Below are 24,037 nucleotides of genomic sequence, written 5' to 3'. Positions count from 1 at the left end.
GTTATTTAATTTTTACTGGTTGCTTTACTGCGCTCCTGTACCGGATGAATATAGCAGCTGCAACAATAATGCTGAGCGAAACAATCACGTGTACCGGCTCAGTAAAATAATGAGTGATGGTAAAACCTTCAGTTGAGCCATGGCCAGGATGTGCTTCACTGATAAAAGGCCCGCCTGTAAAAAGCAAGCTTAAAATGGCAATCATTTTTTTCATATAGTTCATTTGCAGATAAAGAATTAAAAGTATTTAAAACCAAAGCACATAAACATGAGCGAAGTCATAAATATTACTGAAGATAATCATGAGAATAAGGCTGTTTGAAAAATAGCTTTATGACTTTATAATAATTCTTCCGCATATCATTACTACATCAACAGTTAAACTAACCAGTATGATTAACGATGCTTCCGCCAACACCCAGCCAACCTACTACGAAGAAGTACAACGAAAGGGTTATACCCGCCGCGACTTTATTGGTTTTGCGACCATGATGGCTGCTTTTATAGGGCTTGAAAAATCTGCCATCGGGCAGGTGGTGAAAGCGCTGGAAACTAAACCCCGTGTGCCTGTTATCTGGCTTCACTTCCAGGAATGTACTTGTTGCAGTGAAAGCTTTATCCGTTCATCGCACCCGATAGTAGCTGATATTCTGCTGGATAAAATATCGCTTGATTATACAGAAACACTGATGGCGGCATCCGGTTTCCAGGCGGAAGAAGCGATGAAGAATACCATGACTAAATACAAAGGGGAATACATCCTTTGTGTGGAAGGAAGTGTTCCGACGGGCGCCGATGGCGTGTACTGCATGATTGGCGGAAAGACCTCATTGCAGATTCTGGAAGAAGCTGCAGCTGGTGCAAAGGCGGTGATTGCCTGGGGTAGTTGCGCAAGCAATGGTTGTGTACAATCTGCTAAACCCAATCCAACCAATGCTACTCCTATTCATAAATTATTAAAGGGAAGTATACCCCTCGTTAAAGTGCCTGGTTGTCCGCCGATAGGCGAGGTGATGGCTGGTGTAATTGTGCACCTTGTTACGTTTGGTAAAATTCCTGAGCTTGACAGAATCGGCAGGCCCAAAGCTTTTTACAGCAAAAGGGTACACGACAGTTGTTATCGCCGGCCTTATTATGATGCCGGTTTGTACGTGGAAAGTTTTGATGACGAGAATGCAAAAAAAGGATATTGTTTATATAAAGTAGGTTGTAAAGGACCCTCCACTTACAACGCCTGCGGCGTGATGAAATGGAATAACGGAACGAGTTACCCGATACAAAGCGGTCACCCCTGCATTGGCTGCAGTGAAGAAAATTTCTGGGATAACGGAAGGCTGTATGAAAGAGGAAGCGCCTTCTCAGGTTTTGGTATTGAATCAAGTGCAGACACTTTGGGCAAAATTGCTTTAGGCGCTACCGGCGCAGCTATCGCGGCACATGCCATTGCTACCAATGTGCGGAAACACAAACTAATTTTTAGCCTGGAAAAAGAAGGAAAGCAGAGTGAGAAAGAATTGGAAGAGTAGTTTAGAAAGCAGCTAAAAATAATGGCTATGAAAAGGTTTAGTTCTAAAATCGGACTTGAAATTTTTCTTCCGCTTGCAGTGTTGCTGCTCTTCTGTATCTATCAGGCAGCCACGCATTCCGATTGGATTGGCTTTTTTATAATCGTGCTGGTAATATTGTTTTTTGTGTACCTGGTGCGATCAACGAGTTATGTTATTTCTGGTGAAGTGTTGCAGGTAAAGTGCGGTTTTTTTTATGAGAAGATTATTGACGTGCGCAAGATAAAAACGATTAAAGAAGTGTCTGATTTTTTTGGTTCGCCGGCTACCTCCATCAAAAAGGTGGAGATAAAATACAACGATAAAGAAAGTGTTGCTATTTCACCGACGCACAAGGCAGATTTTATTACGACGCTGCTGCATATAAATCCCGCAATTGAAATAAGGTGAGATTGAAATTGGCGCATTTTAATTTGAGCGGAATAAATAAAAGGAACGAGGATATGTTTCGAACGTTTTGTTGATGCTTGACTAAAAGCACAAGAGTGCGACGCCAATAGAGCTTAATAGATATTTAACTGTTTGGCAAATAAAAAATTTTAAAAACGCTATATGAGTACAAGAATAGTTGTTGACCCGATCACCAGAATTGAAGGCCATTTGAGGATTGAAGCCGATATTGAAAATGGCAAAATAAAAGATGCTTTCAGCAGCGGTACCATGGTTCGTTTACTGGAAGAAATTTTAAAAGGTAGAGATCCGAAAGATGCCTGGGCTTTTGTGGGCAGGGTTTGTGGTGTGTGCACTTCTATTCACTCTTTAACCTCTGTTCGAACAGTGGAAGATGCGTTGGATATCACTATTCCGCCCAATGCAGAGCTGGTGCGTAACCTGATGTTTTGCTCCTTGTACATGCATGACCACGTAGTGCATTTTTATCACCTGCATGCGATGGATTGGGTTGATGTGGTGGCTGCATTAAAAGCAGACCCGAAGAAGACTTCTGAACTGGCCCAGAGCATTTCCAAATGGCCAAAAAGTTCACCCGGTTATTTCAGTGATATCCAGGAAAGGATTAAAAAATTTGTTGCCAGCGGACAGTTGGGCATTTTCGCCAATGGTTACTGGGGACACCCTGCATACAAGTTACCTGCCGAAGTAAATTTAATTGGCCTTGCGCATTACCTGGAAGCACTGGAATGGCAGAAAGAAATTGTAAAAGTGCAGGCGATATTTGGTGGTAAAAATCCGCACCCGAATTTTTTGGTCGGAGGCATGGCCTGTTCTATAAGCCTGGATGATGTAAGTGGCATCAATGCGGAAAGGCTGGCCTATGTCGGTCAGTTGTTGCGGGATGGTAAAGAATTTATAGAGCAGGTATATATTCCCGACCTGATGGCGATTGCTTCTTTTTATAAAGACTGGGGAGCCATCGGCGGTGGCTTGGGCAATTACCTGGTGTATGGCGACTTGCCCACCAATGGTTACAGGGATCAATCTTCCTACAAGTTTCCGGCAGGTGCAATTTTAAATAAAGACATCAGCAAAGTATATGATGTTGATCTGCGCAAGGAAGAAGAAGTGCAGGAATTTATTACCAACTCCTGGTACGATTATAAAGATGGAAAAAAGAAGGGACTGCATCCATGGAAGGGTGAAAGCAAAGTAAATTATACAGGGCCAAAACCACCATTCGCTAACCTGGATACTTCCAAGGAATACAGTTATATAAAAACACCGAGATGGAAAGGCAATGCCATGGAAGTTGGTCCGCTGGCACGTGTGCTTGTAGGCTATGCAAGAGGCAGGGAAGATTTTAAAGCTGTTGTTGATAAAGCGCTTACCGATCTGAATGTACCTGTTGCTGCCTTGTTCTCAACACTGGGCAGAACGGCCGCCCGAGGACTGGAATGCATGCTGGTATCGCAATGGGCACAGGAATTTTACGACCAGTTAATTGCCAATATTAAAAACGGGGATACCCGTATGGCAGAGATGAGCAAGTTTGACCCTGCTACCTGGCCAAAAACCGCACTGGGCGTAGGGCACGCAGAAGCGCCAAGAGGTGCGCTGGCACACTGGATCAATATTGAAGATACTAAGATTGCCAACTATCAGCTGGTAGTGCCTACAACCTGGAACGCATCGCCAAGAGATGGCAACGGTAAGTTATCTGCCTACGAAGCCGCTTTGATTGATACACCCGTGGCAGATGAAAAACAACCACTGGAAATTTTAAGAACCATCCACAGTTTTGATCCCTGTATGGCGTGCAGCGTTCATATTTATGATGAAGATGGAAAGCATATCAGCCGCATCAGCGTAGTAGGAGACTAACTAATAAACTCTTTTTATGGCAGACAAATATTTGCATATTCAAAAGCTTCGCCGGGTATATGTTTGGGAACAACCGGTACGTATTTATCACTGGCTGAACGCCCTGGCTATATTATCATTGATTGCAACGGGCTTTTATATTGCCAACCCGCTGGCATTACAAAGCCAGCGGGAGGCAACTAACCAATATACAATGGGGTGGGTACGATATATTCATTTTATTGCGGCCTATATTTTCTTTTTTAATTTTTTATTCAGAATTTACTGGGGCTTTGTTGGAAATAAATATGCTAACTGGCGGCAGTTTTTACCTATCTCAAAAAAGTTTTTTAAAGAGATGTGGTATGTGTTCCGCATGGATATACTGATGCTGAAAGGTAAAGAACACATGAGTATCGGGCACAATGCCATGGCGGGTTTTATTTACTTTCTTACTTTTCTTGCCTTCCTTGTTCAATGCCTTACCGGCTTCGGTTTGTATGCACCTACCGCCACCTGGTGGTTGCCAAAATTATTTGCCTGGGTGCCCGTAATTTTTGGCGGTGATATTATGACGAGACAAATTCATCACTGGAGTATGTGGTTTTTTATACTGTTTGCTGTAGTACATGTGTACCTTGTTTTTTATCATGATTATGTAGAAGGCCGCGGCGAAATGAGCAGCATGGGCGGTGGGTGGAAATTTATTGAAGAGGAAGTTTTTGAAAGAAATCATCACCAGACGCCCAACCCTGAAGCTAAGAAAACCGAACCTAAAATTAAAAAAGACAACAAATAGATGACTCCGGAAAAGCGCATACTTATATTGGGAATCGGCAATTATTTAATGGGTGATGAAGGTATAGGTGTGCATGTAGCCAACAGGCTGCAACAGCAAAGCCTGCCACCTGGCGTTGACGTAGTGGATGGCGGTACCGGGGGCTTTCATTTGTTGGGTTATTTTGAAGGGTACGAAACCGTGATATTGGTAGATGCCACGCTGGATGATAATCCGCTTGGTACGATCCGATTGATCAGGCCACGTTTTGCGCAGGACTTTCCGAAAGCCATGAGCACGCACGATATAGGTTTGAAAGATATGGTGAGTGCCCTACTGTTGTTGGATAAAATGCCCGTTATCCATTTGTTTGTTGTAAGTATTGAAAGCCTGCAGCAGCAAGGGATTGAGCTGACAGCACCTATCGAGAAGGCTGTGCCTTTAGTGATAGTGAAAATATTTGACCTTGTAAAGAAATTGCAAAATGAAACAAAGGAAACAAACATGCTTACCGTTGTTTAGTGCTTATTGCAGTAACTTCTGAAAAAACCGGAGCCAATTCTTTTATTATGCGCAGTAAACTCCCGTTTAAAATTCTTTAGGTCAGTTTTTCGGCCTTCGTTTTTTGTCTGCTTTCAAACACCTGGCGTTCATCGCCGGGTGTAGTATTTTAGGCCAGTCATATTCGAAATCTTAAAGAGCAATTACAGGACAGCGGTTTTGATGCTTATCGTATTATACTTTCAAAACCTTTTCTCAGTGCAGTTACAATCATATCACAATGATCTTTTGTGATTGTCAGCGCTGGCCTTATGGTAATGATGTTTCCTTCAATCAGTTTAAAAGCAACGCCTTCATTCATGCAAAAATACATCAGCTCTTCTGCTTCTTTACAGGCTCTTTCTTTTGTTGTGTGATTCTTTACCAGGTCAATACCCATGTGTAATCCTTTACCAGCAATATTGCCGATTAAAGGATACCTGTCTTTTAGTGCCAGCAACTGATCCATTAAGTAATCGCCCATGTCTGCGGCATTTTGCACCACTGCATGTTCTTCTAAATAATTGATAGTGGCAAGGCCGGCCGTTGCGCATAATGGATTTTTTTCGTGTGTAAAATGCCCGATGGAGCGATGTTGTAATACATTGTACTCTTCTCTGGTAACAATACCAGCAAAAGGCAGCAAGCCACCACCCAGCGTTTTACCAAGTACCAGCACATCGGGTGTAACAAAGTGTTCGCTGGCAAACAGTTTGCCTGTGCGGCCAAAACCTTCAATGATCTCATCAAAAATCAGCAGCATGCCATATTGACTGCACAGTTCCTGCACCTGCAGCCAGTAATTCTTTGACGGCACAACCGGTGTTGCCGAAATGGGTTCTCCAATAATTGCAGCCATATCAGGGTTGCGCTGCAGGATAATTTTTATCTGGCGCAGGTATTCTTTATCAATAGCTTCTTCATCCGTCCAGCCCCAGGGATTGCGGTAATAGTTGGGGAACTCCACATGAAAATTACCCGGCACCATCGGGCCGTTGCCGGTGCTGAAATGTTCTTCTCCACCAACGCTGGATGCCTGGAAGCCGGTGCCATGGTAAGCATCCCAGTAAGAGATGGTCTTCCATTTCCCTGTTACCTGTTTGGCAAGCATCAGGGCCATTTCAATGGCTTCAGAACCTCCGGGGCAAAACAAAACCCTGTCCAGTCCGACGGGTGTTACTTCCACCAATTTCTTTGCCAGTTGTATTGCGGGAATGTTGGTATAACGGCGTGGCGTAAACGCCAGGGATTGCTGTAATTGTTCTATCACTGCTTTAATCACGTCCGGGTTGCTGAAGCCGGCATTGTGTACACCATTGCCATGCAGATCAAGGTATGCTTTGCCATTTAGATCGTAAATAAACGGCCCTTCTGTTTTACTCAATACATTCATCACTGGTGTACTCAGCGCCTGGTGTAAAAAATAGCTGGCATCTTCATTTATCCAGTGCTTAGTATGATCATCCAGGTTATCTGAATAGGCTCTGCGTAATGGGCTTGCGTTGATGTCGCCTTGTTCTGTCGAAATAGGTTGGTTCATTAAGTAATCAATTGAAGTGGGAACTATAACAAACTTCAGCTATTATTTAATTAAAACAACAGGTTATCGCTTTTTTTATTTTCAAACTGCACTTGCAATGGGTATGGTAGCAGGAGATGGCCGGTATAATTAGTAACACCAATGAAAGTGAAGCAAATTGGGGGGACAGGCTTGTGGTATTAAATAAAAAGGCAGTTGGCTGCTGCAACTGCCTCCGGTGATTAACCCACCTTGTTTGTAATGAAAAAGTGAACCTTTATAGTCGTGCAAAAAATGAATCTTCGAATATATAATTCTCAATGTCGATTTTGTTGTACCGGTAGCTGTTGCTTTTATAGGCCAGGTAATTTACAACGCCTTTCAAAGGGCCTGTCATTACCAGTTGCCGGAAAAATGCTGCTGGCAATTCGATGATTGCCGCGGCTTCCTTTTCAGTGAGCCAATTTTCTTTTTCTGTTTTAGTCATGGTTGGATGGATTTTAGGATAATCTATTGATAGCTTTTTAACTACCGCACTCTCGCACGTTTTTATGCCAGTTTAAAAAGCCTGGTATAAAAGTAACATTGCATACGTTGGAAATACTACAAACCCTAGCGAAACAGGTGTAGTTAAACTTCGAATTTTAGAACTTGTTTAATTTTTTGCTATGTTATCAGGTAAACACTTAATTATCGGATAAAAAAGAGAATTTCGCTTCAGCGTAGGGAGCTAATTTCATTTTTTCACGCAGGTTAACAAATGATTCGTAAGGGCCGTTGCTGGCGAACATATTCAATAACCAGGCGGGCACATTATTCCCGGGGTCAACCTCAATGGTATATTCTACTTTCAGCTGGCCGCTGCTAATGGGGGTAACTGTCCACTGTGCATTGGAATAATTAATTCTTACCAGCTTATCTTTTGCAGGCAGATAATCGTTTACATTTTTTGCTTCAATGGTTACTACTTTATTAAAAGCGTTTTGGGCAATGTTCATCCTGACAACCAGGTCGCGGTTTTCAAAAGGCCAGGGGCAGGCAATCTCGCTGTAATACAAAACGTCTCCTTCGCCCATCTCTTTCAGTAACTGCGATTTGTTGGTTTTATATACCCATTGGTACTGATTGTCAACATCCAGCAAAACAGCTGCCAGCTGCGATACTTTGCCATCCAGCACGCATTCAACCTTTAACTGATCAAATTTAAATTTATCCGATTTTTTGGAAAAGACTTTAATACCATTTTTATCCTTCTTCAAATTCCAGCCATCCTGGCTTTTTGCGGTGGCAAGTAACACCAGGCTCAATACTAAAAAAATGGAAGTAAATTTCATATTACATTGGATTGGTCAACACTTTATAAGTGGGTGGTTTTACAAATGTAAACTTCAAATGATTACCCTTGCATAAACAAAGCCATTCATTTGAACTAAAATGTTAAAACATTTCCGTTGATTGAAATTGCAGCCGGTATTCCTGTTTTATGTGTTTCTTTCAGGCAAAGAAATAGAAGCAGGGGCTTGCGGCTAACTTAAATTAGAAAGTGGTACACCTACCTGCTGTTTGCAATTCAATAACATCATTTTGGCTACCTTCACGCCAATTTTTTTAATTGCTCCAATCTTTTATTTATGATGCATTTAAATTTGAAAGAAATCAGCAAAAAAATAATAAAAGGTGATTTCAGCAGCCTGTTGCATTTTGGTGTAAACAGTAAAAGTGTGCATCCTGCTGAAGTGGCAAAAATGCTGTCCTCGGTACCGGATGACAATGCTGTGCAGGCTTTCCGGTCGCTACCTACCAGTACGCAGACAATGGTTTTTCCCTACCTGGATAATTTGTTGCAAAAAAAGATTGTACATAAACTTACTACGTCACGAGCTTCTTTTATTTTAAATCAGCTGATATCGGACGACCGGATCGCCTTTTATTCGTCACTGAAAGGGGTGGAGCGTTCTGCTTTTCTGGCATTGCTGAATGATAAAAACAGGGATGCGGTGCATGATATTTTAGGTTATCCTGAAAACAGTGTCGCCCGTTTGATCAATACAGATTTTGCTACGATTGTACCGGAGATAACCATTGACGAAGCACGCAATTATTTAAGAAAAAATCACCAGGATACAGAAGCCGCCAATGTAATTTATGTGGTGGATAAGGAAGGCAAACTGGTAGATGATATCCCTGTTCGCCGTTTTGTATTAAATGATCCTGAAAAAAAAGTAAGTGAGATACTGGATGGTTTTTGTGTAAGCCTTAAAATGACCGACACTAAAGAAGATGCAGTAGCCAAATTTAAAGAATACGACAGGGTAGTACTGCCTGTTACCAATGCGGATAATGTATTGCTGGGTGTGTTAACGGTAGATGATGTACTCGATGTGGCTGAACAGAGAGACACGAAAGAAATTCAAAATTTTGGTGGTGTGGAAGGGCTGGATTATCCTTATGTAAAAACTGCTTTTTTTTCGCTCATCAGGAAAAGAGCAACCTGGCTGATTATTTTATTTGTGGGCGAAATGCTGACTGCAACTGCTATGGGCTATTTTGACCAGGAAATTTCCAAAGCGGTGGTATTGGCCTTGTTTGTGCCGTTGATTATCTCAAGTGGTGGCAACTGTGGTTCACAGGCGGCCACGCTGATTATCCGTGCAATGGCGTTAAAAGAACTGACGGCAAAAGACTGGTGGTTTGTAATGCGGCGGGAAATTCTTTCCGGACTCACACTGGGATTTATTTTAGGCACCATTGGTTTTATACGCATTACAGTTTGGCAAAACCTGCACTTGTACAATTATGGTGCACATTGGTTTTTGCTGGCGCTCACCATTTTCTTTTCTTTAATTGGTATTGTAATGTGGGGTACATTAAGCGGGTCTATGATTCCGATTTTGCTTAAAAGATTCAGGCTCGATCCCGCGACATCATCTGCTCCGCTGGTGGCAACATTGGTAGATGTAACAGGGCTGGTGATTTATTTTACCATCGCAGCCGTTATTTTAAAAGGCACTATTTTATAAAACGAAATGCTGAATTGATCCAGTGATAAAAGAAAAGGATACGGCTATAGAAGAGAAGATCTTTTGATAACATTTCTGCAATTAATATTGCAGAAACATAATTAACTTACTAACGTTTATTTGATATTTTACCAATGGCACACGAACATAAAGATCATCATTCACATGCTGGACACAGTCACAGCCACGTGCCTGAAATAACCAGCATCAACAAAGCATTTATTGTTGGAATTGTGCTTAACCTGGCCTATGTTATTGTACAGGTTATAATTGGATTAAAAATAAATTCCTTGTCCTTATTGTCAGATGCAGGGCATAATTTTTTGGATGTCGCAGGGCTTGCGCTGGCGATGGTAGCGTTTAAATTATCGAAATCTAAATCAACAGATAAATATACTTACGGGTTTAAAAAATCATCTATTTTAATTTCATTGCTGAATGCGGTGATCTTACTTGTTTCGATCGGTGCCATCGGCTACGAAGCCATTTTTCGTTTCAGTAACCCCCAGCCATTACCCGGTAAAATTATTTCCATCATTGCCGCCATCGGCATAGTGATCAACGGCGTATCTGCATTTATGTTTTTCCGCGACCGGGAAAAAGACATCAATGTAAAAGCCGCCTTTTTACACCTCGCCGCAGATGCATTGGTTTCGCTAGGTTTAGTTGCGGGCGGCATTGTTATTTATTATACCAACTGGTATTGGATAGATCCGCTGCTCAGCATCATTATTTGCCTTGTAATTATTGCCAGTACCTGGAGTTTGCTGCGGGATAGTTTGCGATTATCACTGGACGGCGTACCCAATAATACCGACCTGCATAAAATAAAAGAAGCGGTATTAAAAACTGCCGGCGTTAAAGATTTTCATCACCTGCATGTGTGGGCAATCAGTACCACTCAAAATGCATTGACGGGGCACATCGTGGTAGCAAACGAATTGTCTAACGCACAGGTAGGTGAGCTAAAGCATACAATAAAACATAAGCTGGAACACCTGAATATACAGCACGCGACATTGGAAACAGAAACTGACATTTGTGCTGAAGATGTTTGCGGTGAAGCGCATCATCATTGATGTTAACATGAAAGAACAAAACAATTTACAGCTTGCAACCTGGTAAGCCATTGCTTGCAAAATGAATCAAAATAAGGCAAATAAGTGTCTGGCCATTTCAATGGTAATCAGTATACTTTCAATCGCCGCAACTTTATTTATCAATTATCTTATAGCGCAGGAATATGCCAGATCAAGTGGCAAAACGAGAGCCCTGTTCGGGTTAAAGGAATTATACCAATTTGGATATCAGTATTACGTAGTTGCATTAGGGGGCATGTCAATGAGTCTGGTTTTGGTGACTGTAAAACGCAGGCATCCCTGTAACCTTACTGCAACTCTTTTGAGCATAATCGCCATCACAATTGTATTCTTGAGAATTTGGAGAATATTGTAATGTCCCACCATCACTAAGGTATAAGAAGAAGGTATTACATTAGAAACGAGACCTGTTCATTGAAAAAATCCCCAGGTTTCATTAAATTTATTCTTAGTTAACCGGCAACGGAATTTATTAACAACTTCTGTTGGGGTGTTTAATTAAAGTTTTAGTAACATTCATTACTTTAAAAATTGCCAAAATGAAAAAGATTATATTGTCTGCTTTGACGGCATTTGTTTTTACAACCATTACTGCACAACTCCGGGATACCAGGTGGAAAACTTTGTTGCAGCTAAGTAATGGGCCTACCACTACGGCGATTGATTTTAGAAAGGACACCGTTCTGGTGTATACCGTTGCTGACAGCACCATGATTGAAAGAATGACTTATACAAAATCCGACACGTCACTTACCTTAATAAAAATTGATGGACAAAGTGGTTGCGATACTACTCCTGGTAAATACGGGTTTACCATCAGTAGTGGTAAGTTGGCTCTAAAGCTTTTGCAGGACGATTGTTACGACCGGTATTCTGCAATTCAGAATACGGAGTGGATAAAATATTAATTCACAATATTAATTTGAAGCGTCAATGTTACCCGATAAACAATTAATAGACCGGGTTAGAAAAATCATTGCCATTACTCATAAAAATGTAGAAGAGAAAAAAATGTTCGGTGGCGTGTGTTTTATGGTGAACGATAAAATGTGCGTTGGTGTGAGGCGGGAGAGATTGATGGTAAGATTTGACCCCTCTATTTTGGATGAGGTGATGGAAATAGAAGGCTGCCGGCCAATGGATTTTACAAAGAAAGTAATGAAGGGATATGCCTGGGTTGATATTGAAGCCTTGGGTACTAAAAAGAAACTGGAGTATTGGATAAAGCTGGCATTGGAGTACAATAAGCTGGCGAAGCCTTCTAAAAAAGAAAAGGGTCAATAGATTAACAGGCTGCTTGAAGCCGGATCTTTTGTTTATTGTATCACCATATCGTGCTGGCAACGGTTGGTTATAAAGTGCCCCGTTTATTCAGCTTCCCGTTTACCAACAACCAACGTATGTGCAGTGGATAAATTTTTGCCCTTCAGTTTCGAAAATTCAAAATCTAACCTGCCAAGTATAATGCCTGCCCAGCCTACCTGGTTAATTAAAATATCAGCTCCGTTTTTATTTTTTGCCAATACCGGTGCATCTAAAAAAGTATGGGTGTGTCCGCCAATAATTAAATCCACGTATTCAGTTTCCTTAGCCAGTAAAACATCGCTGATTTTATTTTCGGCCGGGCCATATTTGTATCCCAGGTGACTTAAGCAAATTACCAGGTCGCAACTTTTTTCTTTTTTCAGCATGGCTGCGGTACGGTTTAAATTGGCTACGGGGTCAAGATATTTGGTGTTGCCATACAGTGCATCTGGCACCAGACCTTTCATTTCAATACCCAAGCCAGTAACACCAATTTTTAATTTCCCTTTGTTGAAAATTTTATAGGGCTCGTATTTAGATTCCATCGGTGTGCCTCTGAAATCATAATTGCACAGCAATACGGGAAAGTTGGCAAACTGCAGTTGTGTGGCAAAGTTTTCGAGTCCGCCATCAAAATCATGATTGCCCATTGTGACTGCATCGTAGTTCATGGCAGCCATTGCCTTCATTTCCGGCTCGCCTTTGTATAAATTAAAATAGGGGGTACCCTGAAAAATATCACCTGCATCCAGCAGCAACACATGCTGTTCTTCACTGCGGATTTTTTTTATCAAATCAGCCCTGGCTGCAACACCACCCAGGCCCTGGTTTTTACCGCCATCCATCGGGAAGGGATCCAGGCGGCTGTGCACATCATTGGTGTGTAAAATGGTCAGCCTGGTAATGTCAGCTGCACCCGTAGTTTCGCCCAGCAATGAATTGGAAGTAATGAGTGCCGCTGCTGCAAGCGAGGTTTGTTGTAAAAATTTTCTTCTACTCTGCATTGGTTATCCTGTTTTCGTTGGAAGCGGTAATTTGCTTTCCTTCTTTGTGTAGTTTGAAAAAATATTGTAAGATGGAATCCCGTAAAAGATAGCCGATATTTTGTTGGGGAATGCCTGCAAACATTGTACAGTCATCACCGCCATTCGCCACATAATCAGGCAAGGCAAAAACGTATTCTTTTTGTTCATCAAAAGGTTTGCCCGCAATCACAATGTTAACAGCAGTTTTATTTTTTATCTGGAAAGAAAGTCCGGCACAGGGCCATCCATTTCTGCTGGCAACATGATTTAAAAATTGCTGAACAATTTTGCCACTTAATTTCAATACAACAATATTGTTATCAAAGGGAGACAGTTCAAATATCTTACCCCTGGTAATGCTGCCCGGAGGAATGGACGACAGCCTGATACCGCCATAATTCATAAAAGCAGCATCAATCTGTTTATTGAATTTTTCTTTTGACATCGCCAGCATCGCGTCGGCCAGTACATCGCCCAGCGGGCCTTCCGGTTGCTTTTTTTCAAGCATAGTGGCTGCAACAGCAATTTCATCATTCATGCTTTTATTTACACTGTCAGCGTATGGCTTTAACAGCGCATGGATATCCGCATTGCCGCTTGTTTTTGCAGCATCCGCCTGTGTTATACGGTAGTCTTTATATTGAACCGATTTAGCCTGGTAGCTGGAGTGGCAGGATAAAATGAGTACAGAAATAGCAACAAAATGGGAGAATAAAAATAACTTACGCATGAAAAGAAATTGATAGCAGCAAGGTAGCCAATTTTAAAGTACCTTAAAAATAAAGGGTGGTTATTTTGTTCCCATTTCGATATTTTCGAGATCGAAGTATTTACCGGAATATGCATGGTAAAAAGTGCCCGGCCTGTAATAAAGTTGCAGTTGAAAAGTCCTCCAAAAAATACAAAATAGTCATTCAGAATATTGGGGTTACAGCATATATTACATCCTTTCTTTGTAAAACAAAAAATATGACCTTAGAACACGTTGCCATTTGGACGGATCAGCTGGAAGCGCTGAAAGATTTTTATAGCCAGTATTTTAATGGTGTTGCAAATGATAAATACACCAACGAAAAAAAGCAGTTTCACAGTTATTTTATAAGTTTTAAATCCGGTGCCCGGCTGGAAATTATGGAGATGGCCGTCATTCCGCCCAATTTAAATGACACCATTGTGAAACAGCATCGGGGCATAATTCACATGGCATTTAGTGTGGATACCATGCAGGCTGTGGAAGAAAAAGCGGCGCAGTTAAAAGCGGGCGGCTTTGCTATTTTAAGCGGCCCGAGAAGAACCGGTGATGGGTACTACGAATTTGAAACGCTGGATCCGGATAATAACCGGCTGGAAGTTACTACTCTGTTTATTGAATGATCAATTTGGATGGTCCGGAACTTGTAATGAACATTGCTGCGTTGGCGGTATGTTACATCAACATTCTTACTTCGTTCAAATCAGCCGGTGTTTTTTCGGGTGTTTGTAACAGGTTGTGTCTCATTTGCATGCACAGGCATTGCCAGCCGGCGATCCTTGATTCAGGTTTTTATATCAACGGTAAAAACAATTTCTTTTAGTTGTTATATTATTGGGGGCTTTTATTTTGCAGGTAGCCTGGAAAGTGGAAATGTACATGACTATTTAAGGATGAAATATTTTTATGAGCTTGGAATTAAGGACCATCATGTTATTTTATACCAACCGGTATCAAGGAAAAAGAACATGAGGTGTATTTTTTAGGTAAAATAGGCTCAACTGGGGTGCCACCAAGAGTTTAAATAATGTTGATCTTGATAAAAAACACCCGGTAGAAGCATCGGACATTTATTGTAAAACCAAAAAATAAATACGTTCGTTAACGGACTTTGTTTATCAATTAATCATTTGTAGCATGGCAGTCGAAAAAGTAAATATCCGGCAAAAAATGGATTCGTTTACCGATTATTGGAATCCGCGGATTGCCGGTAAATTAAATGGTCAGTTAGTTAAGCTGGTAAAATTTAAGGGCGAATTTGTATGGCACAAACATGACGAAGAAGATGAGATGTTTACGGTAATAAAAGGCGAATTTAACATGGAGCTCAGGGATAAAACAATTACACTGTACGAAGGCGATTTCATCATCATTCCAAAAGGTACAGAACACCGGCCCGTAGCAGAACAAGAGGTGGAAGTAATGTTGTTTGAACCGGGTACTGTTTTAAATACAGGCAATGTAATTGATGAAGCGTTTACAAAACATCAGCTTGGAGAAATATAAAGTGCGAGTTGTCTATGGTCAATAGTGAATAACTTCAGCGCTGTGTATTTCATTCACTATTCACAACTTACGACTCACTTGAATACAACACTTCACAAATAACCTTTATGATTGAGCCTCCGGCAAACAGAGAAATATTCGAAAGTGATATTGCCCGCTATTGGTGGGAGGATGGCATATTGGTGTCTGTTTCTAAAAGTCCCAAACGAACCGTGGAGAATATCAGGAGCAATGCAGCATTGATCCGGCAGATTACGGGCAATCAGCCGGTGCCGTTGTTAATCTATTTGTCCAATTCACCGGTACCTGATAAAACGGCAAGGAAATTTGCTACGGAAATGCTGCCTGTTATTTACTCAGCAATGGCAATGGTTTCAAAGCCGGGGCTTTCAAAATTTATCATGAATATTTTATTTGCAGTAAAGCCGCCACCCATACCGATGAAAAGTTTTTCTGATGACACTGCAGCCAGGGGATGGCTGAAGCAATATACTCAATAGCCTGCCGGGGAAATGAACGCAGTGGCAAACTAAGCAGATTTTATTTGTCAATAAATAGTGTACGAGGTAAAAAAATCGAAATAAATAGCTAATTCTGCTGGTTCAATTTTTTGTAAACAATGTAAAATGACAATGAAATCATCTACTTAAAAATTAAACTACTATTATGGCAGCTTACGTTATTGTTGAAGTAACTATTACCGATCCGGCGGCATATGAAGAATATAAAAAATTAACGCCAGCGGCCATCGCAGCTTACGACGGCCGGTTTGTAGTAAGAGGAGGGCAGACTGCATCTCTTGAAGGCGACTGGAATCCGGAACGGATAGTGGTACTGGAATTTCCTTCTGTTGAAAGAGCAAAAGAATGGTGGAGTTCCGGCATCTACACTACTGCTAAGGCTATAAGGCAAAGAGCGGCAACTACTAAAATGATTATAGTGGAGGGAGTTTAAATTTGAATGTCTTTACTGCATATTGTTAATCATGACCTGCCAGTTATGGTTATGGTTGCAGGGCTATTGGCGGCAGGTATTTTGCGCCTGGTCAAAGGATAAATTTTTTTTCGGATGTCCTGTTTATTTCTTTTCGTTTGTTATAGAAGAGAACATCATTATTTAAAACAATTAAAATCTAAAAATCATGGACGAATTCTTATTAATTATGCGGCACCAGGATGGAAGTAAAATTGCTTCGCCTGAGCAAATGCAGATCTGGATGAAACAAACGATGGACTGGATCGGAGGTATAGCAGCGCAGAACAAATTTGTCAGCGGTACAGGTTTGCCTTTTGATGATGCGAGAGTGGTGCACTCCACGAGGATGGTTACTGACGGCCCTTTTGGCGAGATAAAGGAAACCATTGGCGGGTTTATGACCGTTAAGGCAGACTCTGTTGAAGAGGCGGTGGAATTTGCCAAAGGGTGCCCGGTGTTGCAGGGCGAAGGCAATACTGTGGAGGTTAGAAAAGTTGCTAAAAGAGATGGCGTGCATTAAGTTAATTAAAACATGTTTCACACAAAGTACAATGCTGTGTTCTTTGTATCCTTTGTTACTTTGTGTGAAACTATTTGTGCCGTTTTTTTATGGAACAACAACAGCTGATACCGCATTTATTCAGAACAGAATACCGGAAGATAACAGCGGTACTGTGCAGGTTGTTTGGCATTGAACATATTGAAATAGCGGAAGACCTCGCCAGCGAAACTTTTTTATCCGCCCTGGAAACCTGGACCTATAAAGGCATTCCCGGGAATCCAACAGCCTGGTTGTATACGGTTGCAAAGAACAAGGCCAGCAATTACTTTCACCGTCATTCAACATTTACTGAACACATTTTATCCCGCTTAAAATATACAAGCCCGGCAACGGAGGAGATTAATATTGATTTATCTGACCAGAATATTACCGAAAGCCAACTGCAAATGTTGTTTGCCATTTGTAACCCTGTAATTTCTCCTTCAGCACAAACAGCATTGGCCTTACGTATTCTTTGCGGCTTTGGCATTGATGAAATTGCAGCTGCTTTTTTAACCAATAAGGAAACCATCAATAAACGGCTGCAAAGGGCCAAAGAAAAATTAAGGATTGAAAAAGTGGCCATCGAATTTCCCGGAGCACATCAATTAGTCCAACGCCTGGAAATGGTTTTAACCACTTTGTATTTGTTATTTAATGAAGGCTATTACTCAGCAAGTAAAGATGCTGTCATCCGCGACGAACTTTGCCTGGAAGCAATGCGGCTTACATTGTTACTTGTAGAAAATGAATCAACCAATCTGCCTGCCGTGAACGCTTTGTATGCTTTAATGTGTTTTCAGGCATCCAGGTTTGAAGCAAGAAAAAGTGAGAGCGGGGAACTCATTTTATATGCAGATCAAAATGAAACATTGTGGGATTATGAATTGATTTCAAAAGGTGGTTATTTTCTTCACCGGGCATCAACAGGTAACGATCTTTCAAAATATCATATTGAAGCCAGCATTGCTTACTGGCACACTATTAAAACGGATACGGAAGAAAAGTGGGAGCATATTTTACAGCTTTTTAACCAGTTACTTCAAATCAACTATTCGCCCATTGCTGCACTTAACAGAACCTATGCGCTTTCGCGTGCAAGAAGCAAAGCCGAAGCCATAAAAGAAGCGGAAAAATTGGTATTGCCAGGCAACCATTTTTATTTTGTACTGCTGGGTGAGTTGTATACTGGCATTGACAATGCCAGAGCAAAAGCTAATTATGAAGCAGCGCTTTGCCTTGCAAAAACACAGACAGATAAGAAAGCGATTGAAAATAAAATTGAGCATTTAAAAGGGGCATAAATTATATTTGTAACTCGCTACGACTGCAAAAAATGATTGTATGAGATTGTATCTTTTGTCATTAATCTTTGTTTTTACCTGTCTGTTCAGCTGCACCCAAACAGCCATTTGTCAGTCCGATATGCCGGAGTCCAATGTAAAAAAATGGTGGAAACAAGCCATTGTATACCAGATTTATCCTCGTAGTTTTAAAGACAGTGATGGCGACGGTATCGGTGATTTAAAAGGTATTATTTCCAAACTGGATTATATTAAAAGCTTAGGTGTTACAGCAGTCTGGATCAATCCAATTTACAGTTCGCCCAATGATGACAACGGGTATGATGTAAGTGACTACAGGGGAATCATGAAGGATTTTGGTACCATGGCAGATTTTGATGCCTTGCTGAAAGGCCTGCACCAACGAGGAATTAAACTGGTAATGGACCTGGTAGTAAACCACAGCAGTGACGAACATGAGTGGTTTAAACAAAGTCGCAGTTCCAGAACAAGCCCGTACAGAGAGTATTATCATTGGTGGAACGCTGAACGCGGTAAACCACCCTACCGCTACAGCCTTTTTGATGTTAATCACGATGCGTGGAAATACGACTCCCTCACCAACGCTTATTACCTGCATTATTTTTCCCGCAAACAACCCGATTTAAACTGGGAGAATCCGAAGCTGCGTCATGAAGTGTACGACATCATGAAATTTTGGGCTGATAAAGGTATCGATGGTTTCAGGCTGGATGCATTTGGTTTTGCGGCTAAAGACACCAGCTTTCCGGCATTGCCCGAAGGTTATGAAAAAAACTTTATGCCATACTATTCCATGCAGGGTAACTTACATGGTTACCTGCAGGAAATGAATAGGGAAGTATTCAGCAAATACAATGTAATGAGTGTTGCAGAAGGTGCGGGCAATTCATTTAAAGATGCGCATAACCTGGTAGATGCCGATCGCAATGAACTAAACATGGCCTATCCTTTTGATGCAGTCGATATGCCAAAACCGGAAGGATACAGCCTGTTGCGTTTTAAGGAATTGTTCAGCCGGTGGGACAGTGCTTTTGCAAACAAGGGCTGGGTGTCAGTTTTTTTAGCCAATCACGACCAGGCAAGAATGGTCAGCAGGTTTGGAAATGACAGTCCGGAATTCAGGGAACTGTCGTCTAAAATGCTGTCCACATTTATTATGACCATGCGGGGAACACCCTATTATTATAACGGCGATGAATTAGGAATGACCAATGCCGGATTTGACAAAATAGAAGACTATAAAGATATGGCTACACTGAATGAGTATCAGCGGCTGAAGAATACCGGAGGCGACCTGCAAAAATTTATGGAGCAGCTGAAGTTTGGCAGCAGGGATAACGGCCGCACTCCGTTTCAATGGAACAGCAGTGCCAACGCAGGTTTTACAAGTGGTACGCCCTGGATAAAAGTAAATCCGAACTACAAAATCATCAATTATGCTGCAGAGCAAAACGATCCCAACAGTGTACTGAATTATTTTCGCAAGCTTGCAAAACTGCGTAAACAAAAACAGCTGCTGGTGTACGGAAAATATAATGAACTGGATAAAACCAATCCTGACGTGTACGCCTATACGAGAGAATTGGGAGGACAAAAAATGCTGGTGTTGCTGAACTTTACAAAGACCGCTGCCCGCGTAAATCTTTCCTCCAACATATCAACAGCACAACTGGTTTTATGTAATTATGACAAAGTGCCTCAAAAAAATAAGTACGCATCGGTAGTTACATTGAGGCCTTATGAAGCGCTGATTTATAAACTTTAAAAATATCCAGGTATTTATAAGCATCAAAATACATTTCTATTAAAACTCAATCCGCCCTGTACCATATTTATGCCGGATAGGATGAACGCAGCATTATGCAGCAGCATGTAGCTTTCAGGAGTGAATACGGAAATAAATGAACAGTGATTGTGATTGGAAGGGTGATGGATCCGAAAGGCCTTTAAGTTAACGCCTTTGTAAGTGGCGATATGAGGATAATTTTTGCTGAAAGTGATGTGAATGGCTATTCTGCGCTAAATGGAAATAATTATAATTTTAAAACGTTATCTAATTTTAGCACGTTTGTTTTGACTTGTTGAAATTTTTTCTTTTAAACCTGCCTGTCATCCTAAATATGCATTCGCACAATTAATGAAGAAGCATTTGTTGTTTTTCACAATTATTTTGTTTGCTACAATTTTAAATTGTCACGCTCAGTATGTTTATTATTTTGATGACCAGCTCGCAATCACAAAAGCTTCTAAAGCAGTTGTCATTGGAAAGGGAGGTAAAGAAGATGATGGGTTATTCCGTCTTGATTATTTTTTAAAGAAGGGCGGGAGCTTATTGATGTCGGCACATTATACAGATTCTTCGCTGTCTAAAATGCAGGGGGAATTTTCAAAGTTTTACGCAGACGGATCCATAAAAGAGCAGGGTACTTATTTAAATGATGAGCAAAGCGGTCTTTGGGAAAAATGGGATTCTGCTGGCAGGAAGAGTGACTCTTCAATATTTCAGACCGGTAAAGCTGTCACAAAATCGGTATTCAATTATTACAAAAATGGACAGATGAGTTACTACTCGTATGAAGACAGCTTGACGGACATCTTAAAAAGAATGTCTTACAATGAAAAAGGGGAATTAAAAACAGAGGTTTATTTTAAGGGGCAAAATGGGATTTTAAAAAGTTATGATTCAGGACGGGTGATGATTGATTCTCTTTTTACAAGAGAAGAAAAAGAAGCACAGTTCTCAGGAGGAGAAATTCTATGGCGAAGATATCTTGAACAAACATTGAACGCTTCAACACCTGTGAATAATGGAGCACGGAACGGAATTTACCAGGTTATAGTTCGCTTTATTGTTGCAAAGGATGGCAGTATCAGTAATGTAACTTCAGAAACAAAGCATGGTTATGGTATGGAGCAGGAGGTAATTAGAATAATACAAAACGGGCCGGCATGGGAACCTGCTATTCAATATGGCCGTAAAGTGAATGCATACCGCAGGCAGCCTGTAACATTTGTTGTACAATAAATGTTACAGGCTAACATTATAACACGTAAATTAATGTTTGGAATTTGTACCGGGTTCCAATAAGTGTCTAAATTGGAATGGGTGTAGAGCTGCGATTTAATTAAAAAGCTATTTTCGGTTTACTTTATGCAGATGGATGCAGATTAAGGGTGTTAAAAGCAATATACGTTTCTACCCGCACAATCAGCGTCATCCGTGTTTCTATCCTGCGATTTAATTCGCCAACAAAAACATATAAAACATTCCTGCAGCGACAAGCAGCAGCGTTATGGCACCTGCTTTGGAAGACATATTCGCCCTGCGGATCATGCTCATAATTAAGCCGATGGCCATTACCACGAGGCCAATCCATACCAGGTTGATGTAAGGAAATATATAGGCCTTTAGTGTTACAAAATCAATCATCTTTTCAGATTCCTTTACAGCGATTTTAATTTTTTTCTGATCAGAGCTCACACCGGCAAATTTGATGTACAGGTTTTGACCGTACACTGTATCATCTATTTGATTAATGCCCATGCTGTCAATCAGAATCATCGGAGCGGCTTTGTACAATTCATTTTCGTTACTGGTAATGCTAAGGTTAGCAGTTACCGCGGGGCCGGTTAAGGGAATATTGAATTTGTTGCTGGCAGGGTTTTTAACTACATCATCCAGCACCATATATCCTTTTGAATAAAAGATGGTATCGCCATTGGTTACTTCATGTACCTTAAAAGAACTGGTATCTTTTTCCCTGTCAGGACTTAAGGCGTAGGAGATATACGTAAATACATCATGCGATAAATAATTTTTCGTATCGGGATTACTGCTCATGTTGTTGTTTTTCATGAGGTATACATCCGGGTTTAATACAAAAGATTCAGTAATTTTTTTTGTAGCGCTATCTTTTTTCTGAAACAACAAATGGTAAAAACGTTTGCCGGTTTCAAGGCCTGCACTATCGTATAAATAGGTTACATCATAAGGGCCCATTTTTTTAGGTACCTGCTTTATCAAATTAATATTTTCTGATGCAATATCCTGTTGTTTGGTAAGCGGATCAATACCCATCGGGATATTAAAATCTTTAAATTTTTCTACGCTGATCACTTCCTTATTACCTGCGGAAATAAGCATGCCCGCAATCATTAAAGTAAAACCCAAATGTGCTATAGAACCGCCGGCTCCTTTTAGTTTGCCATTCAGTCCGCTCCAGATATAGCTTGCATTTGCAACCACAGAATAAATAGAAGCGAACAAGGCAAAATACAAAGCAACCAAAAATCCCGGACCTTGTTTGTGATAAGTTAGCGGATAAATGACAGCCAGCAAACCGGTAATAACCGCGGCAATAAAGGTGGGCAGTGCAATCTTTTTTAACGTGTATGAAGATGGTGTGCTTTTGTACTTCAGATATTGCGTAACGGCGCTCAGTAAACCGATAATTACTGCAACCAGTACCATTACTTTATTGTAAGAAAATTCAGCATCTTCGGGTGGTGCCATCTTTGTACCTAATACCGCGTTAATTACGGGCACCGATGTTTTGGCAATAATAAACAGGGCTGACAAAAAGAAAACCAGTGACCCGATAAACATCCAGAACTCACGGCTGCTGCTGGCCTCCTCTGTATGGATGGCCGGGATTTTTTTAAGGTTGATAAAAAACAAAGTAAGTGAAGCAATTGTAAATACCGCCATGAACGAAAAGATCAGAATATTCATCGCTTTGCCTGCTTCAGTAAATGCATGTACAGACGTATCACCCAATACACCGGTACGGGTTAAAAAGGTGCTGTATAAAACAAATATAAAAGAAAGAATGGTAAAGAGGTAACTGGCCCTTAAAGAGTGGCCGGTAGCTTTATAAATTACCATGGTGTGCAGTCCGGCAATTAATATCAGCCATGGAACAAGCGATGCATTTTCAACCGGGTCCCAGGCCCAGTAACCACCAAAAGATAAAGATTCGTACGCCCATTTGCCACCCATCATAATACCCACACCCAATACTGCAGCGCTGAACAATGCATAGGGCAGTACTGGTTTTATCCAGTCGCCAAAACGTTTGGTTTGTATGCCTGCATACGCAAATGCAAAAGGTACGATTGTAGAGGCAAAACCCAAAAACAACACTGGCGGGTGAATTACCATCCAGTAATTACGCAATAAAACATTTAATCCAACGCCATCTTTAATTAAACTCAGGTAGTCGGATCTTCCAAAAATAGGTCCGTTGATTTCGTTGCGGGTTAATACAAAAGGACTGTTGCCAATCTTGGTGCCCAAAATGTATAACCCCATAATCATCATGGCTAAAAATACCTGTGCAAAACTCACCACCGACATTACCGGCGCTTCCCATTCTTTTGTTTTATTAATCAATATAATTCCCAACACACAATGCCAGATAGACCACAATAAAAAGCTACCACTCTGGTCTTCCCAAATACAGGCCAGCAGATATTTATATTCCAATTCTTTGGAAGTATGTTTATAGGCGTAGAGGTATTCTAAATAATGGTTGGAGCAGATGTAAAAAATACAACCGAACACCGCCAGTACAGCGGCACATTGTATAAAAAAACTAACCCTTGCGTATTTAATCCAGGAATATTTTTCCGCAGCGTCCTTTTTGGCGGCTGCGATGGCGTAAGCAATGGTGGCAAGCAAAGAGGCTGTAAAAGCAACCAATATAAAAATATGACCTGTGGTTCCTATCCACAAGTGTTCTCCTTCAAATCGCATGGGTGGTTTGTTTAAGTATTGATGCTAAAGCCAGGTGGACCTAGGTTGAAAAGTAAAAATTAAAAAGTAAAAAAAT

General features: G+C 41.0%; 24 protein-coding genes. 17 read left to right on the top strand and 7 right to left on the bottom strand.

Translation table 11 applies throughout. The features are described 5' to 3' along the window. Window position 1: 1 nt before the first annotated feature. Window positions 2–214: a hypothetical protein gene (locus tag QWZ08_RS06400; RefSeq protein ID WP_290336432.1), complete on the bottom strand. Its 213-nt coding sequence runs from the start codon at window positions 212–214 to the stop codon at window positions 2–4. A 178-nt stretch (window positions 215–392) separates the two neighbouring features. Between QWZ08_RS06400 and QWZ08_RS06395 the strand changes: the two genes are divergently transcribed. From QWZ08_RS06395 to QWZ08_RS06375, 5 genes are all read left to right on the top strand, one after another. Further along, window positions 393–1,526: a hydrogenase small subunit gene (locus QWZ08_RS06395; protein WP_290336431.1), complete on the top strand. Its 1,134-nt coding sequence runs from the start codon at window positions 393–395 to the stop codon at window positions 1,524–1,526. Window positions 1,527–1,553: 27 nt separating this feature from the next. Next, a complete protein-coding gene (locus tag QWZ08_RS06390; RefSeq protein ID WP_290336429.1) occupies window positions 1,554–1,955 on the top strand; it encodes a PH domain-containing protein in 402 nt (133 codons plus the stop codon). A 162-nt stretch (window positions 1,956–2,117) separates the two neighbouring features. Continuing rightward, window positions 2,118–3,842, top strand: a complete 1,725-nt coding sequence (locus QWZ08_RS06385) for a nickel-dependent hydrogenase large subunit (protein ID WP_290336427.1) — start codon at window positions 2,118–2,120, stop codon at window positions 3,840–3,842. A gap of 16 nt (window positions 3,843–3,858) precedes the next feature. Then, complete coding sequence (gene cybH / locus QWZ08_RS06380) at window positions 3,859–4,620, top strand: Ni/Fe-hydrogenase, b-type cytochrome subunit (RefSeq protein WP_290336426.1); 762 nt, start codon at window positions 3,859–3,861, stop codon at window positions 4,618–4,620. Beyond that, on the top strand, window positions 4,621–5,121 hold the full coding sequence (locus tag QWZ08_RS06375; RefSeq protein WP_290336425.1) for a hydrogenase maturation protease: 501 nt from the start codon (window positions 4,621–4,623) through the stop codon (window positions 5,119–5,121). A gap of 205 nt (window positions 5,122–5,326) precedes the next feature. On the opposite strand, the gene pbfA is transcribed toward QWZ08_RS06375, so the two are convergent. The 3 genes from pbfA to QWZ08_RS06360 form a co-directional block, all read right to left on the bottom strand. After that, on the bottom strand, window positions 5,327–6,679 hold the full coding sequence (gene pbfA, locus QWZ08_RS06370) for a (R)-1-hydroxy-2-aminoethylphosphonate ammonia-lyase (protein WP_290336424.1): 1,353 nt from the start codon (window positions 6,677–6,679) through the stop codon (window positions 5,327–5,329). Window positions 6,680–6,935: 256 nt separating this feature from the next. Next, window positions 6,936–7,145 (bottom strand): hypothetical protein, encoded by a 210-nt coding sequence (locus tag QWZ08_RS06365; RefSeq protein WP_290336423.1) that lies wholly within the window; start codon window positions 7,143–7,145, stop codon window positions 6,936–6,938. 199 nt (window positions 7,146–7,344) lie between these two features. Then, window positions 7,345–7,992 carry an START domain-containing protein gene (locus QWZ08_RS06360; protein WP_290336422.1) on the bottom strand — a complete coding sequence of 216 codons (648 nt, stop codon included), beginning with the start codon at window positions 7,990–7,992 and terminating at the stop codon, window positions 7,345–7,347. 297 nt (window positions 7,993–8,289) lie between these two features. Between QWZ08_RS06360 and mgtE the strand changes: the two genes are divergently transcribed. The 4 genes from mgtE (at window position 8,290) to QWZ08_RS06340 (ending at window position 12,062) form a co-directional block, all read left to right on the top strand. Beyond that, on the top strand, window positions 8,290–9,678 hold the full coding sequence (mgtE, locus tag QWZ08_RS06355; RefSeq protein ID WP_290336421.1) for a magnesium transporter: 1,389 nt from the start codon (window positions 8,290–8,292) through the stop codon (window positions 9,676–9,678). A gap of 134 nt (window positions 9,679–9,812) precedes the next feature. Further along, window positions 9,813–10,757 (top strand): cation diffusion facilitator family transporter, encoded by a 945-nt coding sequence (locus QWZ08_RS06350; RefSeq protein WP_290336420.1) that lies wholly within the window; start codon window positions 9,813–9,815, stop codon window positions 10,755–10,757. A 560-nt stretch (window positions 10,758–11,317) separates the two neighbouring features. After that, window positions 11,318–11,686, top strand: a complete 369-nt coding sequence (locus QWZ08_RS06345) for a hypothetical protein (protein WP_290336419.1) — start codon at window positions 11,318–11,320, stop codon at window positions 11,684–11,686. Window positions 11,687–11,711: 25 nt separating this feature from the next. Further along, window positions 11,712–12,062 carry a TfoX/Sxy family protein gene (locus QWZ08_RS06340; RefSeq protein WP_290336418.1) on the top strand — a complete coding sequence of 117 codons (351 nt, stop codon included), beginning with the start codon at window positions 11,712–11,714 and terminating at the stop codon, window positions 12,060–12,062. Window positions 12,063–12,145: 83 nt separating this feature from the next. On the opposite strand, the gene QWZ08_RS06335 is transcribed toward QWZ08_RS06340, so the two are convergent. Together QWZ08_RS06335 and QWZ08_RS06330 are read right to left on the bottom strand one after the other, a co-directional pair. Beyond that, window positions 12,146–13,087: a bifunctional metallophosphatase/5'-nucleotidase gene (locus QWZ08_RS06335; protein WP_290336417.1), complete on the bottom strand. Its 942-nt coding sequence runs from the start codon at window positions 13,085–13,087 to the stop codon at window positions 12,146–12,148. Beyond that, the gene (locus tag QWZ08_RS06330) at window positions 13,077–13,838 is read right to left on the bottom strand and encodes a 5'-nucleotidase C-terminal domain-containing protein (protein WP_290336416.1); all 762 of its coding nucleotides are present in this window, start codon (window positions 13,836–13,838) and stop codon (window positions 13,077–13,079) included. Before QWZ08_RS06330 ends, QWZ08_RS06335 begins: the two co-directional genes overlap by 11 nt. Before the next feature lie 239 nt (window positions 13,839–14,077). On the opposite strand from QWZ08_RS06330, the gene QWZ08_RS06325 reads away from it, so the two are divergent. From QWZ08_RS06325 to QWZ08_RS06290, 8 genes are all read left to right on the top strand, one after another. Beyond that, window positions 14,078–14,482, top strand: coding sequence for a VOC family protein (locus QWZ08_RS06325; RefSeq protein ID WP_290336415.1), 405 nt, complete (start codon window positions 14,078–14,080; stop codon window positions 14,480–14,482). 514 nt (window positions 14,483–14,996) lie between these two features. Further along, a complete protein-coding gene (locus QWZ08_RS06320; protein WP_290336414.1) occupies window positions 14,997–15,365 on the top strand; it encodes a cupin domain-containing protein in 369 nt (122 codons plus the stop codon). Between the two features lie 107 nt (window positions 15,366–15,472). Continuing rightward, window positions 15,473–15,865 (top strand): DUF7793 family protein, encoded by a 393-nt coding sequence (locus QWZ08_RS06315; protein ID WP_290336413.1) that lies wholly within the window; start codon window positions 15,473–15,475, stop codon window positions 15,863–15,865. Window positions 15,866–16,031: 166 nt separating this feature from the next. Further along, window positions 16,032–16,319, top strand: a complete 288-nt coding sequence (locus QWZ08_RS06310; protein WP_290336412.1) for a DUF1330 domain-containing protein — start codon at window positions 16,032–16,034, stop codon at window positions 16,317–16,319. A gap of 187 nt (window positions 16,320–16,506) precedes the next feature. Further along, entirely contained in the window at window positions 16,507–16,860 is a 354-nt protein-coding gene (locus tag QWZ08_RS06305) for a YciI family protein (protein WP_290336411.1), read from the top strand. Between the two features lie 89 nt (window positions 16,861–16,949). Continuing rightward, window positions 16,950–18,185, top strand: a complete 1,236-nt coding sequence (locus QWZ08_RS06300) for an RNA polymerase sigma factor (RefSeq protein ID WP_290336410.1) — start codon at window positions 16,950–16,952, stop codon at window positions 18,183–18,185. A gap of 40 nt (window positions 18,186–18,225) precedes the next feature. Next, entirely contained in the window at window positions 18,226–19,971 is a 1,746-nt protein-coding gene (locus QWZ08_RS06295) for a glycoside hydrolase family 13 protein (protein ID WP_290336409.1), read from the top strand. A 372-nt stretch (window positions 19,972–20,343) separates the two neighbouring features. Next, window positions 20,344–21,231: an energy transducer TonB gene (locus QWZ08_RS06290; protein WP_290336408.1), complete on the top strand. Its 888-nt coding sequence runs from the start codon at window positions 20,344–20,346 to the stop codon at window positions 21,229–21,231. Window positions 21,232–21,444: 213 nt separating this feature from the next. Here QWZ08_RS06290 and ccsA read toward each other — a convergent pair whose 3' ends face one another. After that, on the bottom strand, window positions 21,445–23,961 hold the full coding sequence (gene ccsA / locus QWZ08_RS06285; RefSeq protein WP_290336407.1) for a cytochrome c biogenesis protein CcsA: 2,517 nt from the start codon (window positions 23,959–23,961) through the stop codon (window positions 21,445–21,447). Window positions 23,962–24,037: the final 76 nt, after the last annotated feature.

The sequence above is a fragment of the Ferruginibacter paludis genome (genome assembly GCF_030409685.1).
Lineage (GTDB): Bacteria > Bacteroidota > Bacteroidia > Chitinophagales > Chitinophagaceae > Ferruginibacter > Ferruginibacter paludis.
The sequence above is the reverse complement of the archived record's forward strand: the minus strand, read 5'-3'. Positions and strand labels throughout refer to the sequence as shown.